The organism is Anoxybacteroides rupiense (assembly GCF_014196195.1).
In the GTDB taxonomy this organism is placed as follows: Bacteria; Bacillota; Bacilli; order Bacillales; family Anoxybacillaceae; genus Anoxybacteroides; species Anoxybacteroides rupiense.
In genome coordinates this window covers 44,979-63,314 of sequence record NZ_JACIDF010000011.1, presented here as the reverse complement: position 1 = coordinate 63,314, position 18,336 = coordinate 44,979, and the positions used below count along the sequence as shown (strand labels likewise).

At 45.2% G+C, this 18,336-nt stretch carries 12 protein-coding genes; 2 read left to right on the top strand and 10 right to left on the bottom strand.

Going from position 1 to position 18,336, the window contains the following annotated elements:
* The first annotated feature begins 121 nt into the window (after window positions 1-121).
* Together GGQ95_RS15505 and GGQ95_RS15500 are read left to right on the top strand one after the other, a co-directional pair.
* Window positions 122-1,132, top strand: coding sequence for a FecCD family ABC transporter permease (locus GGQ95_RS15505; protein ID WP_183187112.1), 1,011 nt, complete (start codon window positions 122-124; stop codon window positions 1,130-1,132).
* On the top strand, window positions 1,129-2,136 hold the full coding sequence (locus GGQ95_RS15500) for a FecCD family ABC transporter permease (protein WP_044742582.1): 1,008 nt from the start codon (window positions 1,129-1,131) through the stop codon (window positions 2,134-2,136). Before GGQ95_RS15505 ends, GGQ95_RS15500 begins: the two co-directional genes overlap by 4 nt.
* Window positions 2,137-2,501: 365 nt before the next feature.
* Here GGQ95_RS15500 and GGQ95_RS15495 read toward each other — a convergent pair whose 3' ends face one another.
* The 10 genes from GGQ95_RS15495 to GGQ95_RS15450 all read right to left on the bottom strand — a co-directional run bounded on the left by GGQ95_RS15495 (window position 2,502) and on the right by GGQ95_RS15450 (window position 18,327).
* The gene (locus tag GGQ95_RS15495) at window positions 2,502-3,365 is read right to left on the bottom strand and encodes an alpha/beta hydrolase (RefSeq protein ID WP_280528803.1); all 864 of its coding nucleotides are present in this window, start codon (window positions 3,363-3,365) and stop codon (window positions 2,502-2,504) included.
* Window positions 3,366-3,408: 43 nt separating this feature from the next.
* On the bottom strand, window positions 3,409-4,170 hold the full coding sequence (locus GGQ95_RS15490) for an alpha/beta hydrolase (RefSeq protein ID WP_183187124.1): 762 nt from the start codon (window positions 4,168-4,170) through the stop codon (window positions 3,409-3,411).
* 34 nt (window positions 4,171-4,204) lie between these two features.
* Complete coding sequence (locus GGQ95_RS15485; protein WP_183187111.1) at window positions 4,205-4,771, bottom strand: nitroreductase family protein; 567 nt, start codon at window positions 4,769-4,771, stop codon at window positions 4,205-4,207.
* Between the two features lie 44 nt (window positions 4,772-4,815).
* Window positions 4,816-5,841, bottom strand: a complete 1,026-nt coding sequence (locus tag GGQ95_RS15480) for a FecCD family ABC transporter permease (protein WP_044742585.1) — start codon at window positions 5,839-5,841, stop codon at window positions 4,816-4,818.
* Window positions 5,834-6,841, bottom strand: a complete 1,008-nt coding sequence (locus tag GGQ95_RS15475; protein WP_044742586.1) for a FecCD family ABC transporter permease — start codon at window positions 6,839-6,841, stop codon at window positions 5,834-5,836. Before GGQ95_RS15475 ends, GGQ95_RS15480 begins: the two co-directional genes overlap by 8 nt.
* A gap of 21 nt (window positions 6,842-6,862) precedes the next feature.
* The gene (locus tag GGQ95_RS15470; protein ID WP_183187110.1) at window positions 6,863-7,849 is read right to left on the bottom strand and encodes an ABC transporter substrate-binding protein; all 987 of its coding nucleotides are present in this window, start codon (window positions 7,847-7,849) and stop codon (window positions 6,863-6,865) included.
* A 99-nt stretch (window positions 7,850-7,948) separates the two neighbouring features.
* Window positions 7,949-9,586 carry an AraC family transcriptional regulator gene (locus tag GGQ95_RS15465; RefSeq protein ID WP_183187109.1) on the bottom strand — a complete coding sequence of 546 codons (1,638 nt, stop codon included), beginning with the start codon at window positions 9,584-9,586 and terminating at the stop codon, window positions 7,949-7,951.
* A gap of 313 nt (window positions 9,587-9,899) precedes the next feature.
* A complete protein-coding gene (locus GGQ95_RS15460; RefSeq protein WP_221212132.1) occupies window positions 9,900-10,691 on the bottom strand; it encodes a 4'-phosphopantetheinyl transferase family protein in 792 nt (263 codons plus the stop codon).
* A gap of 246 nt (window positions 10,692-10,937) precedes the next feature.
* Window positions 10,938-11,144 carry an MbtH family protein gene (locus GGQ95_RS15455; RefSeq protein WP_183187108.1) on the bottom strand — a complete coding sequence of 69 codons (207 nt, stop codon included), beginning with the start codon at window positions 11,142-11,144 and terminating at the stop codon, window positions 10,938-10,940.
* 19 nt (window positions 11,145-11,163) lie between these two features.
* Window positions 11,164-18,327, bottom strand: coding sequence for a non-ribosomal peptide synthetase (locus tag GGQ95_RS15450; RefSeq protein WP_183187107.1), 7,164 nt, complete (start codon window positions 18,325-18,327; stop codon window positions 11,164-11,166).
* Between the last annotated feature and the right edge of the window lie 9 nt (window positions 18,328-18,336).

The following is an 18,336-nucleotide window of genomic DNA, read 5'->3' as shown; positions in this document are numbered from 1 at the left end:
GAGCGTTATCCGTTTCTATATCACGAGCACTCCATTAGTATATGGTAAAGCACAGACGAGGAATTCTTAAAGCAAGAATTCCTCGTCCTTTATGTACATACACACGAAAAGAGGGAACTACATGAAAGCGAACTTAAATCGTTCGATTCCATTTATATACAAGCTTATAATCGCCTTATTTGTATTGATCGCTATGTTTTCAGCTGCCATGGTCTTCGGGGCGGCAGATACTACGCTAAAAGAGGTGTGGCTCGCTCTCACCACTGATATCAAAGGAGAGCCCTTTTCGATTATTCGCGAGCTTCGCTTTCCCCGCGAGGTGGCGGCCATGTTCGTAGGAGCTGCCTTATCCACCTCTGGAGCGATTATGCAAGGAATGACGCGAAATCCCTTAGCCGATCCGGGGTTGCTTGGACTTACTGCTGGCGCCAATGCCGCATTGGCGATCACCATTGCTTTTATGCCTTCGGCTAATTATTTTAGTATGATGGTGGCCTGCTTTATCGGTGCTGCCGCCGGAGGATTCCTCGTATTCGGCATTGGCACTATCAAAAAAGGCGGTTTTTCCCCACTGCGCATTGTTTTAGCCGGTTCCGCTGTTTCTACTTTTCTATATGCGGTCGCAGAAGGAATTGGGATTTATTTTAAAATATCAAAAGATGTATCGATGTGGACCGCCGGCGGTGTGATTGGAACAACATGGGGACAGCTTCAAGTGATCGCTCCGTTTATTTTGCTTGGTATCCTTGTTTCGCTTTTACTCTCAAAGCAGCTTACGATTTTGAGTTTAAATGAAGAAGTAGCCGTTGGATTAGGACAAAAAATTACGCAAATTAAAGCGACTTTGTACATCGTTGTTATTTTGCTGGCTGGCGCCTCAGTCGCCCTTGTCGGCAATATGACTTTTATTGGCTTAATGGTTCCTCATATCGTTCGGGCGATTGTCGGCACGGATTATCGTTACATTATCCCTATGTCCTCTATTGTTGGAGCGACGCTTATGCTTTTAGCTGATACGCTTGGGCGCACGGTCAATGCACCATATGAAACGCCAGTGGCAGCCATTGTAGCGATGATGGGATTGCCTTTCTTCCTGTTCATCGTGCATAAAGGAGGAAAAACATTCTCATGATTCAATCGGCTTTAATCAAAAAACAGCGCATTATTATATGTATTTTACTCGCACTCATTATCTTGACAATCGTGGTTGGAATGGGAATGGGCTATGCTTCTCTCTCTTATGATCGGCTTATTCCGACTTTGTTTGGCCAAGGAACGTTTAAAGAAGAATTTATCTTATTTTCGATCCGTCTCCCTCGCATCATCATTACCTTATTAGCGGGGATGGCGTTGGCACTATCTGGGGCGATTTTACAAGGAGTAACACGAAACGATTTAGCGGATCCCGGTATTTTAGGAATTAATTCCGGCGCCGGCGTTGCTGTAGCCATTTTCTTTCTCTTTTTTCCTGTCAGTGCTGATTCCTTTGTGTATTTGATTCCGCTCCTTGCTTTTATAGGCGCTTTGTTTACAGCGGTTCTCATTTATGGGTTGTCATATAAAAAGGAGGCAGGTCTCCAACCAGTAAAACTCGTGCTCATTGGTGTCGGATGTTCAATGGCGCTTTCTGGAGTGATGATTGTCTTAATCTCATCCGCTGAACGGGCAAAAGTCGATTTTATCGCTAAATGGCTTGCCGGGAATATTTGGGGCGATGATTGGCCCTTTATTTTGGCCTTGCTTCCTTGGTTAATCACGCTTATTCCTTTTACTTTATATAAAGCTAATCGCTTGAATTTGCTTGGGTTAAGTGAACCGGTAGCCGTTGGCGTCGGCATGTCGGTTGAAAAAGAACGAATTTCTTTGCTTCTCGCAGCCGTAGCCTTGGCCGCCTCCACCGTTTCAGTGACGGGCGGAATCTCTTTCATCGGGCTGATGGCACCGCATATGGCAAAAGCGTTAGTAGGACCGAGAAACCAACTATTTATTCCTATCGCGCTGCTCCTTGGCGGATGGTTTTTATTAATCGCTGATTTGATCGGCCGAAATATCTTTGATCCCAATAGCATTCCAGCCGGGATTATGGTCTCTTTAATTGGCGCACCTTATTTTATTTACTTGCTATTAAAGAAATAAATGAATCCCCCAATTAAAGAAAATGATATAAAAATGAACAGCGATAATGGATAAAGCTTACCTTCGAATGTTTGCATTCTTTATGAATGGACGGGATCTGGCATTCATGGGGTGAAGGTTAGAACCATACCATTTACCTGATGATGCCAATAATAACACCTTGATATCCCCCGCTCCTAACTTAAGAATAAGAGAATGGCTCTCATAGAAAAGCAGCTTGTATCCGATTGAGATTCAAATAATAATAAGGGCTCAGATCTTCCGATCCGAGCCCTTTTTGTCTGCCATCTCTAATGGCACTGATATTTTTATTGCCTAACATGTGAAGATGAACATTTGATGCAACCTAAGGACGAAACGATTCGTTATACGCTGTTTCTCGATACAAACCGTAGAGCTCGGCTGATGAGGGCTGGCAATACCGAAACATGCCCTTCTCCGGCAAATTCCTGAAACTCCACATATACCCCCAAATCAGCTAAAGCGGAAAGGCGTTCCGCCAGTTCTTCAGCATGAGCGTTAATTCGGCTTTTGTGGCTTCTTTCCAACTCTCCAGCCGCCAGAAGTACGTCAACGTTGAGCGCTTCTTGTTTGATGCGAGCAACAAAGCGTTGTTCCGCTTCAAGCAATAGCTGTTTGCTCCAATGAATCGAAGGGCTTCCAGCAATATACGTTCTGAAAGCAGTCGGCTTCGTAAAAAGCACCTGCAGAGCAAAGAGGCCGCCGAGAGAATGGCCAAAAATGGCCTGCCTCGCCCGATCAATTGGCCATTCTCGCTCTATTTCAGGCTTCAGTTCCGTTTCAATAAATTCCAAAAAAGCCGCTGCTCCTCCCATTTCCGGCCATGCGGTTCCATCTGGACGAGCAGGTAATTCGCTTTCCGGAACAGACATGGTAAAATCGTAAAAACGGGCAGGAGAAAATGGCTTTTCTGTTGGATAACCAATACCAACAATCACCGCAGGAACAACTCCTGTGCGATCAGAACGTCCTGCCTGCACGCGCATCGCTTCCACCATCGTGCCAAATACCGAATTGGCATCAAGTACATAAATCACCGGAAATCCCGAAGGAGGCGGATCCGCATAAGGTTGAGCGACAAAAATCCGATATTCACGATTCCCATAGTGAGAATACATCACACGCTGCTTCGTTCGCGGAATTGTGAACTCACTAACGCCTGCCGTATGAACAGCTGAAGAAAACAACTCACTTTTTTTAGCATCCAACCCTACTCCCTCCTTTCTTGCTCATCGAATCATCAGCCGCCTTCTACTGCTCCCCTTCTGTATTTGAATATAACCACTTCACTGCGCTTGGAAATCGTTTAATAAAAAAAGGGCGAGCATGAGGAGCCCCCTCCTCTATGACAAATTTGAGTCTCTTGTTGCTTAGCTGTTGATTCATTAATATCGCATAGGCTGCTTTTGTTCTTGAAACCATTTCTCGTTGAACATTTTGTTTTTCAATGCCCTCTATGCTTCCTACGTCCATATAAATCTTTAAATCGGAGGCAACTATATGTGACTCCATGAAATGAAGAAAACCTTCATACCAAAATGAACCTGAAAGACAGCCGATTTTGCCAAATACATGCGGATATAAATAAGCCGCATACATCGAGATGAGACCGCCAAGAGAAGCTCCGACCAGGCCTGTTTGTCGCTGACATCCATCTGTTTGATAGGAAGCATCTATATATGGTTTAAGTTCTTCGGCAAGAAAGGCGAGGTAATGTGAGCCCTTTCCGCCAAAATCGGCAAACCGTTCAGATAGCGCCTTCGCATGCCACGGTGTATATTCATCCAATCGGTTCTTTGTCTCAATCCCCACAAATAAAAGCTCCGGAAGCTCCCCGTGGGCAAACATCCGCTCAAGCTGGACTAGAGCATCACTTTGAAAGGGATCAAATAAATATCCTCCATCTTGAACATAAACAACTGGATATCGGCTAACGCCTTTTGCATAGGAGGGAGGAAGATAAATCAACAGCGTTCTCCCTCTCCAACTCTCCGTCATCAATGTTCCCCTAATATGACTTTCCTGTAACATACGACGAACCTCGGCTTTATGCTTGATTAAAAATAGTGGTCAATTGCGCAGCTGGAATACGCGGCCGAGCGGGTGGAATCTTTGCAGGATAGCCGATATGGAGATTGCCAACGGCTTTCTCTCCGGGCTGAATTCCCATCGCTTTCCGAAAAATAGGATCATGCAGCCATCCATATGTCTCCCACACCATGCCGATCCCCTTTTCCCATGCGAGCAGACTAAAATTATGGATCACACAACTCGTTGCTGCATAATCTTCTTCTCTAACCACCAAATTAGGGTCCTCCCTCATCAACACCGTTAAAATCATCGGAATAGACATGATTTTATCGTAAAATTTTTGGCCGATTTCCTTTCTTTTCAATGGGTCCGCTTCTTTGTTTTCTTTCATTTTCCGCACGGCATCAGCAATTTTTCTACGGCCTTCTCCATATGTTAAAATAAACCGCCAAGGCTGAGTCAGACGGTGATTAGGAGCCCAAACAGCTGTATCAAGCAGCTCCATTACAAGCTCAGGTGATACAGAACGATCTTCAAATATATGAACGGAACGGCGATCTCGCAGCAATTGGCTCAGCTCCATAAGCAACCCTCCATTTTTCAGTTTTCGAGATGTCCCCTGTTCGCTTACACTTTCGTTTTAAATAGCAAGTACACGAAGTAAGGAATGCCAATGATGGCGATGACAATTCCGACAGACAGTTCGACAGGTGCAAAAACCGTTTTAGCAATAAAGTCTGAAACCACTACTAGCAACATGCCAATCGTTCCGCTAATAGGGATGACGCGCTGATGATAAATGCCGACGAGACGCTTGGCGATATGGGGAGCAATCAAACCAACAAAGCCGATGTTTCCAGACACAGACACGCACGCACTGACAATACCAATACTCGTCAGTAGCAATATATTTTTTTCCTTTTCAGTAGAAACCCCTAAGCTTTTTGCACTATCTTCCCCCAATTGGAACAAATCGAGAATATAAGCTTTGCTTATAATAATCGGCACCAGCAGAATGATCCACGGCAACATGGCAACAATATATTGCCAATTGGCGTTCCAAATGCTTCCCGCCAGCCATACCGTCGCCATTTCAAAATCCTGTGGATTCATCTTTAACGATAAATATAAGGATAGAGCCCCAAAGCCAGACCCCGCGGCAATTCCCACAAGAATGAGGCGCTGCGTATCTAAATGGCCATTCTGTCGAGCAAATAGATAAATCAGCAGGGCGGCACCCAATCCGCCAACCCATCCAAACAGCGGCATCGCTAAAATTGATAACCAATCGCTTTCCACTGTCATGCGCCCTCCAAAGAAAAGCATAAAAATGACGATCATGGCTCCAGCTCCAGCATTAATGCCCAAAATTCCTGGATCAGCCAAACCATTCCGGCTAATTCCTTGGATGGTCGCTCCGGCAATTCCCAAGCCAAAACCGACCAACGCAGCAATGACAATACGCGGCAGACGGAAATCCAAAATCACCAAATCATGCTCCGGAACCGGATCAATTCGCAGTAGTGTTTTTAAGACATCTTGAACGGTTATATCAAATATTCCATTTGTTAGACTAATATAAATGGCCAACAATATAATTACAATATTACTAAATAAAACCAACCAATAGCGCTTGGCTGAATGATTAAGCATCCTTTCCTCCCCCTCTCGTATAAATTAAATAGAGGAAGAAAGGCACACCAATCAAAGCTGTAACGACCCCGATCGGTGTTTCAAACGGATAATTCAAAAATCGGCTTAAAATATCGGAAAGCGCCAAAAAGATCGCCCCAAGAGCACCGGCACAAGGAATAATTCGGCGATAATCAACTCCTACTAAAAACCTTGTCATATGAGGAATAATTAAACCAACGAAACCGATATTGCCAGCCAAAGCAACCGAAATGCCTGTCAAGATAACCACGCTGGCGATCGCCAAGGCCTTGATCACCATCGTTTTCTGACCTAAGCTGACCGATATTTCCTCTCCCAACGACAAAATAGTAATCGATTTAGAGATTATGATGGCAATAGCAAGGCCAACAATGGCAAAGGGCACTGCCAATTTAATTAAATGAGGGTCCATTTGATGCAGCCGGGCATTGTACCAAAAGCTCACATCCTGTGAAACTTGAAAATAAGAAGAGAGAGCGGCTGATATGCTGCTCAAAAATGTTCCGATAATCGTTCCAATAATCGCCATTCGAACAGGCGACATTCCATTGGGCAGGACGGAGGCCATCCAGAACACGAAGCCTACGGCAACAGCTGAACCAACCAACGAGTACATGATCATCTCAAGCGAAGAAGCGCCCGGCTGAATAATCATGCAAAGTGTAATCGCAAAAACCGAACCATCTGAAACCCCCATAATGGAGGGAGACGCTAAATAGTTCCTTGTCATCCCTTGCATAATCGCTCCTGAAATCGCAAGGAATGCACCAATCAAAAGAGCACCGATCACTCTTGGCAGTCTGGAATGCCTGACAATTTGATGATTCACATTATTCGGGTCAAAATCAACTATCGCTTTCCAAACAGTCCACGCATCTATATTTTTGGCCCCATACAAAATAGATGCGATGATGATAAACACCATCGCAACCGGTGAAAGCCATAAAATCAGGGCTGACGGAGAAATTCTTAATTGCATATTGACGCTACCTGCCTTGTATTATTCGTTGCCGAGCTTCTCCACAGCTGCTTTCAAGAAATTGATTTTGCTCCACGCTGTGCCGCCTTGTGCAAGCGGGTCGACAACGTTGACGAACACTTTATCATTTTTCACAGCATTGATGCTTTTCCAAATTGGATTGTTTTGCAGCTCTTCAAGTGCTTTAGGATTGTTTTTATTTTCATCTTCTGAGAATTGCACAAAAATATAGTCCGGATTCATTTCGCTAAATTTCTCTAAAGAAATCATTTCCTGGGCTTTCGCATTTTGAATTTCTTGAGGTACGGTCAGTCCTAAATCCGTATATAGCGAAGGATTGAAAAATACATCTGGCGGATAGATCATAATATTTCCGCTGCGAATGCGAACCGCCACGACCTTTTTATCTTTTAGCTTGTCTCCTAGCTTCGCTTTCGCTTCTTCTAAGTCTTTTTTATATTGGTTTAATACTTCATCAGCTTTGTCTTGTGTTCCAGTAACTTCTGCCAACACACGCAAATTCGCTTCCCAATCTGTTGAGATGTGAGAAACCGGGATCGTTGTTGTTATTTTTTCCAGTTTTTGTGCAACATCTGGCGGGAATTTTGTCGTCGAGAAAATAACGTCTGGTTTTAATTTTAAAATTTCCTCAATATTAGGCTGCGCTTTCTCACCGATAGAGACAGTAGAGCCTGTAATGTCCTTAAACATTTCTGGGAACTTGCCGCCAACCGTAATGCCCCCAAGCGGCTTTACTCCTAACACAAGCGCATCTTCCATGGTTTCCATGCTTCCAGTGATAACGATTTTATCCGTTTTGACCGGAACTGTGTAATCTTTTCCAAGATAATGAATCGTATGCTTTTCATTTGGATCTGCTTGTGTTTCTTGTTTTTTATTCGAGCGATCCCCCGATTTTTCAGGCGCTGATGATTCTTTCGCGCCGCAAGCGCTTAATACTAAAATAAGTAGAGCTATCAGACCTAGATAAAGATAGTTTCTCTTCATGTCTCTCTTAAGTCCTCCCCTCATCCTCTAGGTGATAATGATTATCATTTATGATTATAATTTAGATCTTCCACCCTGAACATGGACAGTATCCGAAATTCATTTTGGACAAATTCCAGAAAAAAACTTTAACGATTCATCAATAATTCGATCATGGGCATATGCCGAGTACTCCACCCACGGATCGGAAGGAAGCACATATACTTGATGATGGCGAACCGCTTTCAGCTCTTGCCATGGAAGTGAATATTGCAATTGATTCCAAAAAGCTAACGTTTCTTCTTCCTGCCTAATTAATAGCAACAAACGATCCGCATCTATTTGAGCAAGCTGATCGAGCGCAATCGGCTCGTTGTAAGCACCGCTCTTAGGATACGCGGCATTCATTTGCAAATCCTGATAAAACACCTCTGACATGCCACGATTGCAATGAGCATATAAATGCTGCTTCGAGATTCGCACGACCAAAAATGTGTCCTCTCCTACTTCTCGCTTTAGCTGTTGTCTAGCAAACTTCACCTTTCGATCATACATTTGAAGCCAGTTCTCTGCTTCCTTCTCTTCTCCTAAAAATTCAGCCGTCAGCATCAGCTGCTCCCGCCAGTTTTTCTCAGTCCACGGAACATAAAAAATAGGAGCAATCTGTTCAAGCCTCGCCTTCTCCATCTTTTCGAGATCGTCTGTGCTAATAATCACATCCGGCCGCTCATGGGACAGAGCCTCAACTTTCGATTCCCAATCTTGGTTTTTGCGATAAGCACTGAGAGGGACAGAAATATCGTCACGGTACATTTTATAATAATAAGCCGTCCATTTCGGATGAAGCGGCGCCGCATAAGGAATAATCTTTAATGCAAGCAATTGGCCGGTAATCGGAGACGTATAAGCAGCAATTTTTCGCCGGCGGCTTTTCATATAAGCGGTCGGCGTAACCCCTACCTTCTTTTTAAATTTACGGCTAAAGTAAAATTCATCATGATAACCAACCTGATGGGCGATATCACGCAGTTTAGCGTCAGATTGCGCCATCAGACGCTTCGCCTTATTCAGCCGAAGCTCTGTTAAATAATCCATTGCGCTCATTCCATACGTTTTTTTGAACAAATCGACAAAATATTTAGGACTAATATTGGATATCCTTGCCAATCGTTCAATCGTCAAATTCTCATAAAAATAACGCTCCATATAGTTCTTAGCGGCCTCTAGCGATGTTCGTGATTCTTTAGGAAAAGGCGAACGATGCTTCATGATATAATAAAACAGCTCTTGGAAAGCAAGCTGGCAGCGAAACCGTTCCAGTTCATCCTCGCTTCGCCAATGATCATAAATTTCATCACATAACGAGATCAGCCGATCCGCAGGAAACACAGGGATTTCCCCCTGTAACGGAAAGAAGCATTCCCCGTGATCGGATAGGCACTCATATCCTGAACCTTTCCGTTGAAACACGTCAAACTTAAACAAGAACATTTTACTTCTTGCTTCTATTTCAATTCCATATGTATCACCAGGGGAGCACATATAAGCGGTATTCTGCCGCAGTCGATACCTGTGACTATTTAACATAAAATGTCCTTGTCCACCTTTAACGATCATCAGTACATGAGAAGTTGTAAGCTGCTGTTCGATCCGCCAATCGCCTTCTTCTTTGATAAACTGCATCTCCCGCATTCTAAAAAACGAGCGATCCCAAGCAAACTCATCGGCCTCTTGCTTGATCATTTCAAATTGGACCATGATCTTTCTCCCTCCTTCTTGCTTCTGCATCTATACATGAAAAAGAGCGATTTTATTCGAGCTTTGACCATTCATTGTTATTTAGCGTTTGATAATGATTATCATTATTATAATAATTATATCAAATCATTCCCTTTTTCACAATATACTCCCATTCAAGTTCAACTATTTGATATAGATAGCATCTGAAAAGAAAGAGAATAGGGTGTTTTCAACACACGAAGATCAGGAACACGCAGACACACGGCAAAAAAACAAGGTTGTTCTCCTGTTGAGAACAGCCTTATCCATCCCTTCTCAATCATTCACATCTTTATTTATTATACTCATCTTTCCAACCAAACCCTTCCCTCAGCAACCTTCCAGAATCATATCGTTCTATTTTTTGGCTCGCTTCATCCAGCAAAGCTAATGAGGCCACATAACCGTTATCAATCTCTAATGGATACATCGTTGCACGGTTTAGGCAATCAGGGTCATCTTTCAAATAAAGTAACCGTGGGGTTTGATAAGGCGCAGATACGATCACATGCAATGGAGAAATTTGCAATCCCTTGCCCGTTGCTTTCAATATCGCTTCTTTCCTTGTCCAATATGTATAAAAAGCCCTCTTTTGCTCCTGAGGTGATGCTTGAAGCACATGATATTTTTCTTCCTCTGCTAGCACTTCATTGGCCATTTGCCTTACATCTAAAGCGTGAGAGTCATCCATCCACTCAATGTCGACACCAACGGGGATGCCAGCTGTAAAAGCAACGAGAACTCTCTCACCGGAATGAGAAATCGACCATTGCAATGAACGGTCAGGCAGCTGCGGACGGCCATGAGCCTTACGACAAGCCGAGCAAGTACGATCAATCGGCACTTCATGCGGAGCCATATTGAGCTGCGCCGCTAATACAAAGCGACTTAATACACAACCGATCATAAAACGAGCTCGATCTTGCTCTTTCCGAAATGATTGTACTCTTTCCTTTTCCTCCGCATTCAGCAATCGAATATGCCACGATTGTAGATCGCGGATGTTAGCGAGCCAAACCTGGCACGCATGCTTCGTTAAATGAGGAACTGAATTCGCTATTTCCCATTCCACCACGGCAACCATTCTCCTCTCTCATTTCCGTTTTGCTTGATCGTGTGGAAAATAAAAGAAGAGTTAAGCAGGTGTTCTAAGGGCTTGATCCTTTCCTGCTCAACTCCGATTTGGCACCGTTCATTGCCAAGTTAAAGTCGTTAAGTTTTTATTTAACCTATTCATCAGGTGTAGGTGGAAGAGTCCACAGAAGCCACTGCTCTACGACAAGTGTTGAAGCTACTGAACTTGATCCACGGTCTAGGCGGATGATCTATTTTATTTTTTGATTTCTCGCAAACTGTTAGGCCTCATGTCCGTCCAGTGTGTATGAATATAATCGTGGCAAGCGGCACGTGTATTTTCTGAAAACACAATTTTCCAACCGGAAGGAACCGCAATGGAGGACGGCCAGAGCGAGTACTGGCCTTCCCCATTGATTAAGACAACATAGGTCCCATCTTGATTTTCAAAAGGGTTGGTCATTTTATACCTCTCCCTCCATTCATTGGAATGAAATCACTTTATTTCTTAATTGATCAGCAAGAACGCGGCCAATTTCAGCCAATGGCCCAGGCTGGCACATATCCTTATGGCGGCATTCGATATCATATTGAATGATTCGGCCATCGATGTATGGTAGCCATGCCTCCGGCTCGATTGGATCAAACCATTCCGGAATAATGGTTGAGCGGAAGAATAGGAGATCTCCCTTATAGCACCGTGGCATATATTCACTTAAAATACGGACAGAATTTACATACGTGTTTTTAAGATTGAAGATGGTGGACTCTTCTAAGCTAGCTAGCGCACTACCGTCACCCCGAAGCATCTCAATCGTATTCTCCAAATTCAACGGCTTCCCATCCATGTTATCCGGATCATATCCTCCTAAAGCAAGCAATGCAATCAAGGCCTCTTGCTCATCCGGTGCCTTAGCAATCGGTAAAAAGTGGCTAGGGTATGCGTCTAACATCACTAGAAGTGCAATCTCGTCTCCTTGCTGCTGCAGCTGTGTCGCCATCGCATGCACGACATTTCCGCCTAGCGACCATCCTAATAAGTAATATGGTCCTTTAGGCTGAACAGCCTTCATTTGCTCAATATAATCAGCAGCCATCTCATCTAATGTCTCTGGCAATCTCTCAGCTTTCGCAATACCTCGAGCCTGCAATCCGTATATTGGATATTCCGTTCCGATCGATGTCATCAATCCTGCATAGCACCAGCTAAGACCTCCCGCTGGGTGTACGCAAAATAGCGGAGGCTCTGTACCAGAAGCTCGCAATGGCAACAATATATCCAACGCATTATGACTGCTTCCCATTTCTAATTTCTCAGCAAGACCCGCAACGGTAGGAGCTTCAAATAAATCACCTATGCTCAGCTCGACTCCAAACGTCTCACGAATACGGCTCATTAACTGAACGGCCAAGAGTGAATGGCCTCCAAGTTCAAAGAATCCATCGTCAATGCCGACACGCGGTAAGCGGAGAATCTCCATAAAGAGGTCACATAACATCTCCTCTTGAGGTGTTCGCGGCCCGCGCCCATTCACTTCGATCGCTAAATCAGGCATTGGTAACGCTTTGCGATCCAATTTACCATTCGGAGTTAACGGCAAAGCTTCGATCATGACAAAAGCGGATGGAATCATATAATCAGGCAGGCTAGCCGCAACATATTTCCGCAGCTCGGATGATTCAAACACGGCATCCTTTGCAGGCACAATGTAGGCTACAAGCCGTTTATCCCCCGGCTGATCTTCCCGAACAATAACAGCTACTTGGGCAATTTGAGGATGTTTTGCTAAAACCGCCTCAATCTCTCCCAACTCAATTCGATAGCCTCTAATTTTAACTTGATGATCGGCTCGACCAATATAATCCAAAGTCCCATCTACGCGCCATTTTGCTAAATCGCCCGTGCGATACATTCTTGAGCCCGACGGTCCAAATGGATTAGCAATAAAGCGTTCAGCGGTTAAATCAGGGCGCCCTAAGTATCCTCTTGCTAATCCAGCTCCAGCCACATACATCTCGCCAATCACTCCCGGCGGAACCGGCTGCAACTGATCATCTAATACATACACCTCTAAATCAGGAATGCTGCAACCAATTAAGCTGTTCCCTTTCAGAGAAAGAATCGTTCGATCCAATTCAATATAGCTGACATGCACCGTCGTTTCCGTAATACCGTACATATTAATCAGCTTCGGCTGATTCTCAGGGTGCCGCTCATACCAATCTTCTAAACGGCTCAACTCCAATGCTTCTCCACCAAAAATCACAAAGCGCAAGGAAAGCTGCTTCGACCATTCGCTGTTTTCCCGATCCGCCTGCATCAGCTGATAAAAAGCGGATGGCGTTTGATTAAGAACCGTGACGTTTTGCTCCACGAGCAATTGAAGAAACTCCTTCGGTGAACGGCTTACATGGTGCGGAACGACAACAAGACGTCCGCCATATAAGAACGGTCCCCAAATCTCCCAAACGGAAAAGTCAAACGCATAAGAATGGAATAATGTCCAACTATCATTTTCGGAAAATTGGAACCAATGCTCCGTCGACCGGAAAAGCCGAACTACATTTTGATGCGGAATCATCACGCCTTTTGGTTTTCCTGTTGAGCCAGAAGTATAGATGATATAAGCCATATGATACGGTGATAAAGCTTCGATTCGATCCGCATCATTCGGATTCGTTTCCGGATAGTGGCCAATTTGCCCCACAACATGCTCCGCATCGACTACGATATGCTCCACATTCGGCGTACGCGGAAGCTTAACGGCCATTTGCTGATTGGCAATCACATACATCGGCTGCGCATCTTCCATCATATAGGCAATGCGATCTTCAGGATAATTCGGATCTAAAGGCAAGTAAGCGCCTCCCGCCTTCAATACCGCTAAAATGCCGATCACCATTTCCAATGAACGCGGCAACGCAAGAGCGACTACTCTTTCTGGGCCCACTCCTTTACTGATGAGAAAATGAGCCAGCTGATTCGCTTTTTTATTTAGCTCGGCATAACTAAGCTTTTGATCTTCAAAAACAACGGCTGTCGCATCTGGAACTCTTTGGACTTGTTTTTCAAATAAAGCTGGCAGGGTTTCCGCAGACAGATGCCGCTGTCGATGCTCTGCTTGATTTAGAAGGAGCTTGCGTTCTTCTGGCAGCAGCATATGAATTTGTCCAATCGGCAATTCTGGATTCGTCACCACTTCTTTAAGAAGCTGACATAACCGCTTGGCAAATCGTTCAACGGTCTCCTGCTGGAATAAATCTCGGCTATACTCAAATAAACCTATTAATCCAGCTGGCGAGCCATCTCCCATCCGGTTTTCGCGAAGCTCCAGCGTCAAATCAAATTTGGCAGAACCGACGCTGCGAACCTCTAATCGACTTTCCAGACCTTGCAACTCCAACTTTGGCTCCGGTGTATTTTGAAATACAAACATGACTTGGAATAGTGGGTGCTTGGCCCGCGAACGAACCGGATTTAAAACCTCCACTAATCGTTCAAATGGAAGATCTTGATTTTCATAAGCTGATAGATTCACTTGCTTCACTCTAGCAAGCAGCTCGCGGAAGCTTGGATTCCCTGATGTATCCATACGCAGCACAAGCGTATTAATAAACATTCCCACAAGGTCTTCCAGTGCATCGTCGTTTCTTCCTGCGATTGGACTGCCGATCGGAATATCTGTTCCCGCTCCCAACCGAGTGAGAAGAGCGGCAAAGCCCGCTTGAAGCACCATAAATAAGCTTGTTTTATTCTCACGCGCCAAAGCTAATAGCCGTTGATGGAGCTCCGCATCGAGCTTGAATTCGACAACTCCCCCTTCATAGCTGGACTCTGCAGGGCGCGGATAGTCAGTCGACCACTCCAGCTCTTCAGGTAAGTCAGCAAGCGTCTGCTTCCAGTAATCCAGCTGTTTAGCAACGAGATGATCCGGATGGTTTTCGTTTCCTAAAAATCCCTGCTGCCAAAGAGCATAATCAGCATATGTGACTGGCAAAGGTGGCCAATCCACTTTTTGCTGCTGGCAATGCGCGCGGTAAGCGCTAGCCAAGTCACGAGTCAGCGGAGTGAGCGACCAGCCGTCTGCTGCAATATGGTGCATTAAAAGCAGCAGCACATATCGATTCGCTCCAAGCACAAACAGTTGCGCTCGAATGGGCGGCTCTTTTGTTAAATCAAAGCTATAACGCACCGCCTCATTTAGCACGCGAGATAACTCATTTTCGCTAATTTCTTGAACGATCAGCTCCGGACGTGCTTGATGCGGTTCCAAAACGATTTGCCTTGAAGTGCCAGAACGATCCGGGAAAATAGTCCGCAACGTTTCATGCCGTTCCACCACATCATATAAAGCTTGGCGCAAAGCAGCAATTTGAAGCGCGCCTGTTAAATGCACAACGACCGGTATATTATACGTAGGGCTTGGACCTTCTAAATGATGTAAAAACCATAAACGCCGCTGAGCAAATGATAGAGGAATCTCGTCTTTATGAGCATACGCTTTCACTGGCGGCTTCCCGTGCGCCGCTTCCTTTAGATGATGAACAAGGCTCGCCACCGTCGGTGATTCAAACAGCTTGCCGATCGCCAGCTCCACGCCCAACACATCGCGGATGCGGCTGATTAAGCGCGCGGCCAGCAACGAATGACCTCCCAGTTCAAAGAAGTTATCGTCAATGCCCACTGCCGACAAATCAAGCACCTCAGCAAAAAGCTCACATAAAATTTCTTCTTGCGGTGTTCGCGGCTTGCGTCCCTTCATTGTCACCGTCCAATCTGGAACCGGCAGCGCCTTGCGATCAATTTTTCCGTTTGGAGTCAGCGGAAATTCCTCTAAAATCATAAAGGCCGATGGGACCATATAATCTGGCAGCTTTTCGCTGACATAAAGCCGCAGTTCGGCAAGATCAAGCGCGCCTTTTGAACCGCGAGGAATGAGATAAGCCACCAATCGCGGATCGCCTGGTTGATCTTCACGAGCCACGACTACCGCCCGCTCTACCTCATCATATTTGGTTAATATGGCTTCAATTTCACCGATCTCAATGCGGAAGCCGCGCAGCTTCACTTGATAATCGACACGCCCGATATAATCTAAAGAGCCATCCTTGCGCCAACGTACAAGATCCCCTGTCCGGTACATGCGGCTTCCTGGTGGGCCATATGGATTAGCGACAAAACGCTCGGCGGTCAAATCCGGCCGTTTCAAGTAGCCTCTCGCTACCCCCTCGCCAGCAATATATAGTTCACCAGCTACCCCAGGAGGAACGGGCTGCAGATGACGATCCAAAACATACACTTGTGTATTCCAAATAGGTTTACCAATCGCAGGAGCGAGAATATCATCCTGCTGCAAAGTCGCCATCGTGGACCATATCGTTGTCTCCGTCGGTCCGTATAAATTCGTGATCTCGCACCCGAGCTGATCCAAAGCCGATGCAAGGCTGCTTGGCAACGCTTCTCCTCCAACAAGCACCCGCAACCCGGCGATGCTGTCTGGATGATACGTCACAAGCATATGCCAAAGTGTCGGCGTCGCCTGCATGATCGTAATCTCTTCATTAGAAATCAGCGCAGCGAGCGTTTGCGGATCATGAATGGCTTCTTTTTTCGCTACGATTAATCTTGCTCCGCTCATTAATGGGAGAAAGATTTCTAAAGCAGCAATATCAAAGGCAATCGTTGTCACTGCCAGCCAACGGTCACGCTCATTGAGCATAAATTTGTCTTGCATGGCAAATAAAAAGTTATTTAGGTTTTGGAATGGCACAACCACTCCTTTTGGCTTTCCTGTTGAGCCAGACGTATAAATAACATAGGCCGGATGAAGAGCAGAGCGCCCATTTTCAACATTTGTGCTAGGATAGCGTTTGATTGCCTCTTCGGTTTCTGGATGATCAAGCACAATCATTGAAAGCGGAGAAATCGCCGATAATTTCGGTTGTGTCGCTGAGTTTGTAATGATGCAAAGCGGTTCCGCATCATCAAGCATAAAGGCTAAGCGCTCTTTTGGATATTCAGGATCAATCGGCAGGTAGGCTGCACCTGCTTTTAGCACCGCTAGCATCGCGATAACCATATCAGCGGAACGCGGCAGAGCCAATGCTACATACTGTTCGGGGCCTGCTCCCTTTTCTACAAGTAAATGGGCCAAACGATTGGCTTGTTCATTCAGCTCTTGATAACGAAGCATTTGATTTTCGCAAATGACCGCCATCGCTTCTGGATGTTGCTGTGCTTGTTTTTCAAACAACTGTAAAAAACTTGCTTCTGAATGATGCCGTGCCGTCTCGTTCCATATTTCGATGACTTGGCGGCGTTCTTGCTCAAGCAGCAGCTCTACACTTCCAATTGTCACATCCTCTTGCAACACTGTGAGCGTCTCCAAAAGCTGTAAAAACCTAGATTGATGAATGGCAAGGTCATCAGCTTGATAAATCTCCGGATTTGCATCAAAATCAATTCTTAGACCATTTCCATCTGTTCGGTCGTATACATTAATCGCCAAATCATCCACAGGCCCAGCTGAAAGGTTATGCGTAATTCCTTGATATCCGTCAAAACGCAATCCATAGTCAAACGGCATAATATTGACTTGCACGCCAAATAGGCGTTGATTTTCCCCTAATAGCTTCAAATCGCGGCGCAGCTGCTCATGGCGATATTTATGATGCTGCTTGATTTCTTTGATTTCCTGGCGAACAGTGCTTAATAGCTGTGACATTTTCATATCTGCATGCAGATGCAGACGAAGCGGAACTAGATTCATCACCATAGCCGGCACATTCAACGCCACGGAACCTAAGCGATTCATCATCGGCAAGCCAAGAATAACATCGGTGGCGCTTGTCAACCGATGAAGATAAAGAGCGGTTGCCGCAAGGAAAAGCTCATGCCATCCCGCTTTCCAATATTGAGTCGATTGTTTCAACCGTTCGGTTTGAGCGACGGATAAATGGACGGTTTTCCGAATAAACGTATGCGAAGCGCGCGCCGCTCGATCAGAAAGGCTTACGGCTTCAGGCTGATCGCGAAAACGCTCTAACCAAAATTGGCGGTCACGCTCATATTGCTCAGAGGCATGATAAACTTTCTCTTCTTCTATCACCTCACGAAATGAAGCAAAGGCTTCATCAGCAGCGATCATTCGATCGTTCATAAGCGCCGTATAAGTCTCCGCTACTTTTTGGGCAATCAGTGAAAATCCAAAGCCATCGATGGCAATATGATGAATGCGCTGATACCAGAAAAAGCGCTGATCAGAAAGCTTAAATAACGCTTCCGTAAAAAGCGGATCGCATTTTAAATCTACCGGTTTAGATAGATCTTTTTTCATCCAACAAAGCGCTTCAGACTCCGGATTTGCGGCTGTGCTCACGTCGATGAAATAAAATGGGAAATCCGGCGAAGGATCAATGATCTGCCATGGCCCATTTTCATCTTCGCCAAATTGAGCGTGCAATGATTCTGCTTGGACCAACACATGACGCAATGCTTGTTCAAAGCGAGCCGGATCAACCGGCCCGTGAATTTCAACGTATTCTCCTGTATTATAGATAGGATTTGCTGGATCGAGCTGTTGAGCAAACCAAATACCCGCTTGCGCCCCCGATAAAGGCAAACGCAGACGCTGATTCATGGACATGGATTCGGC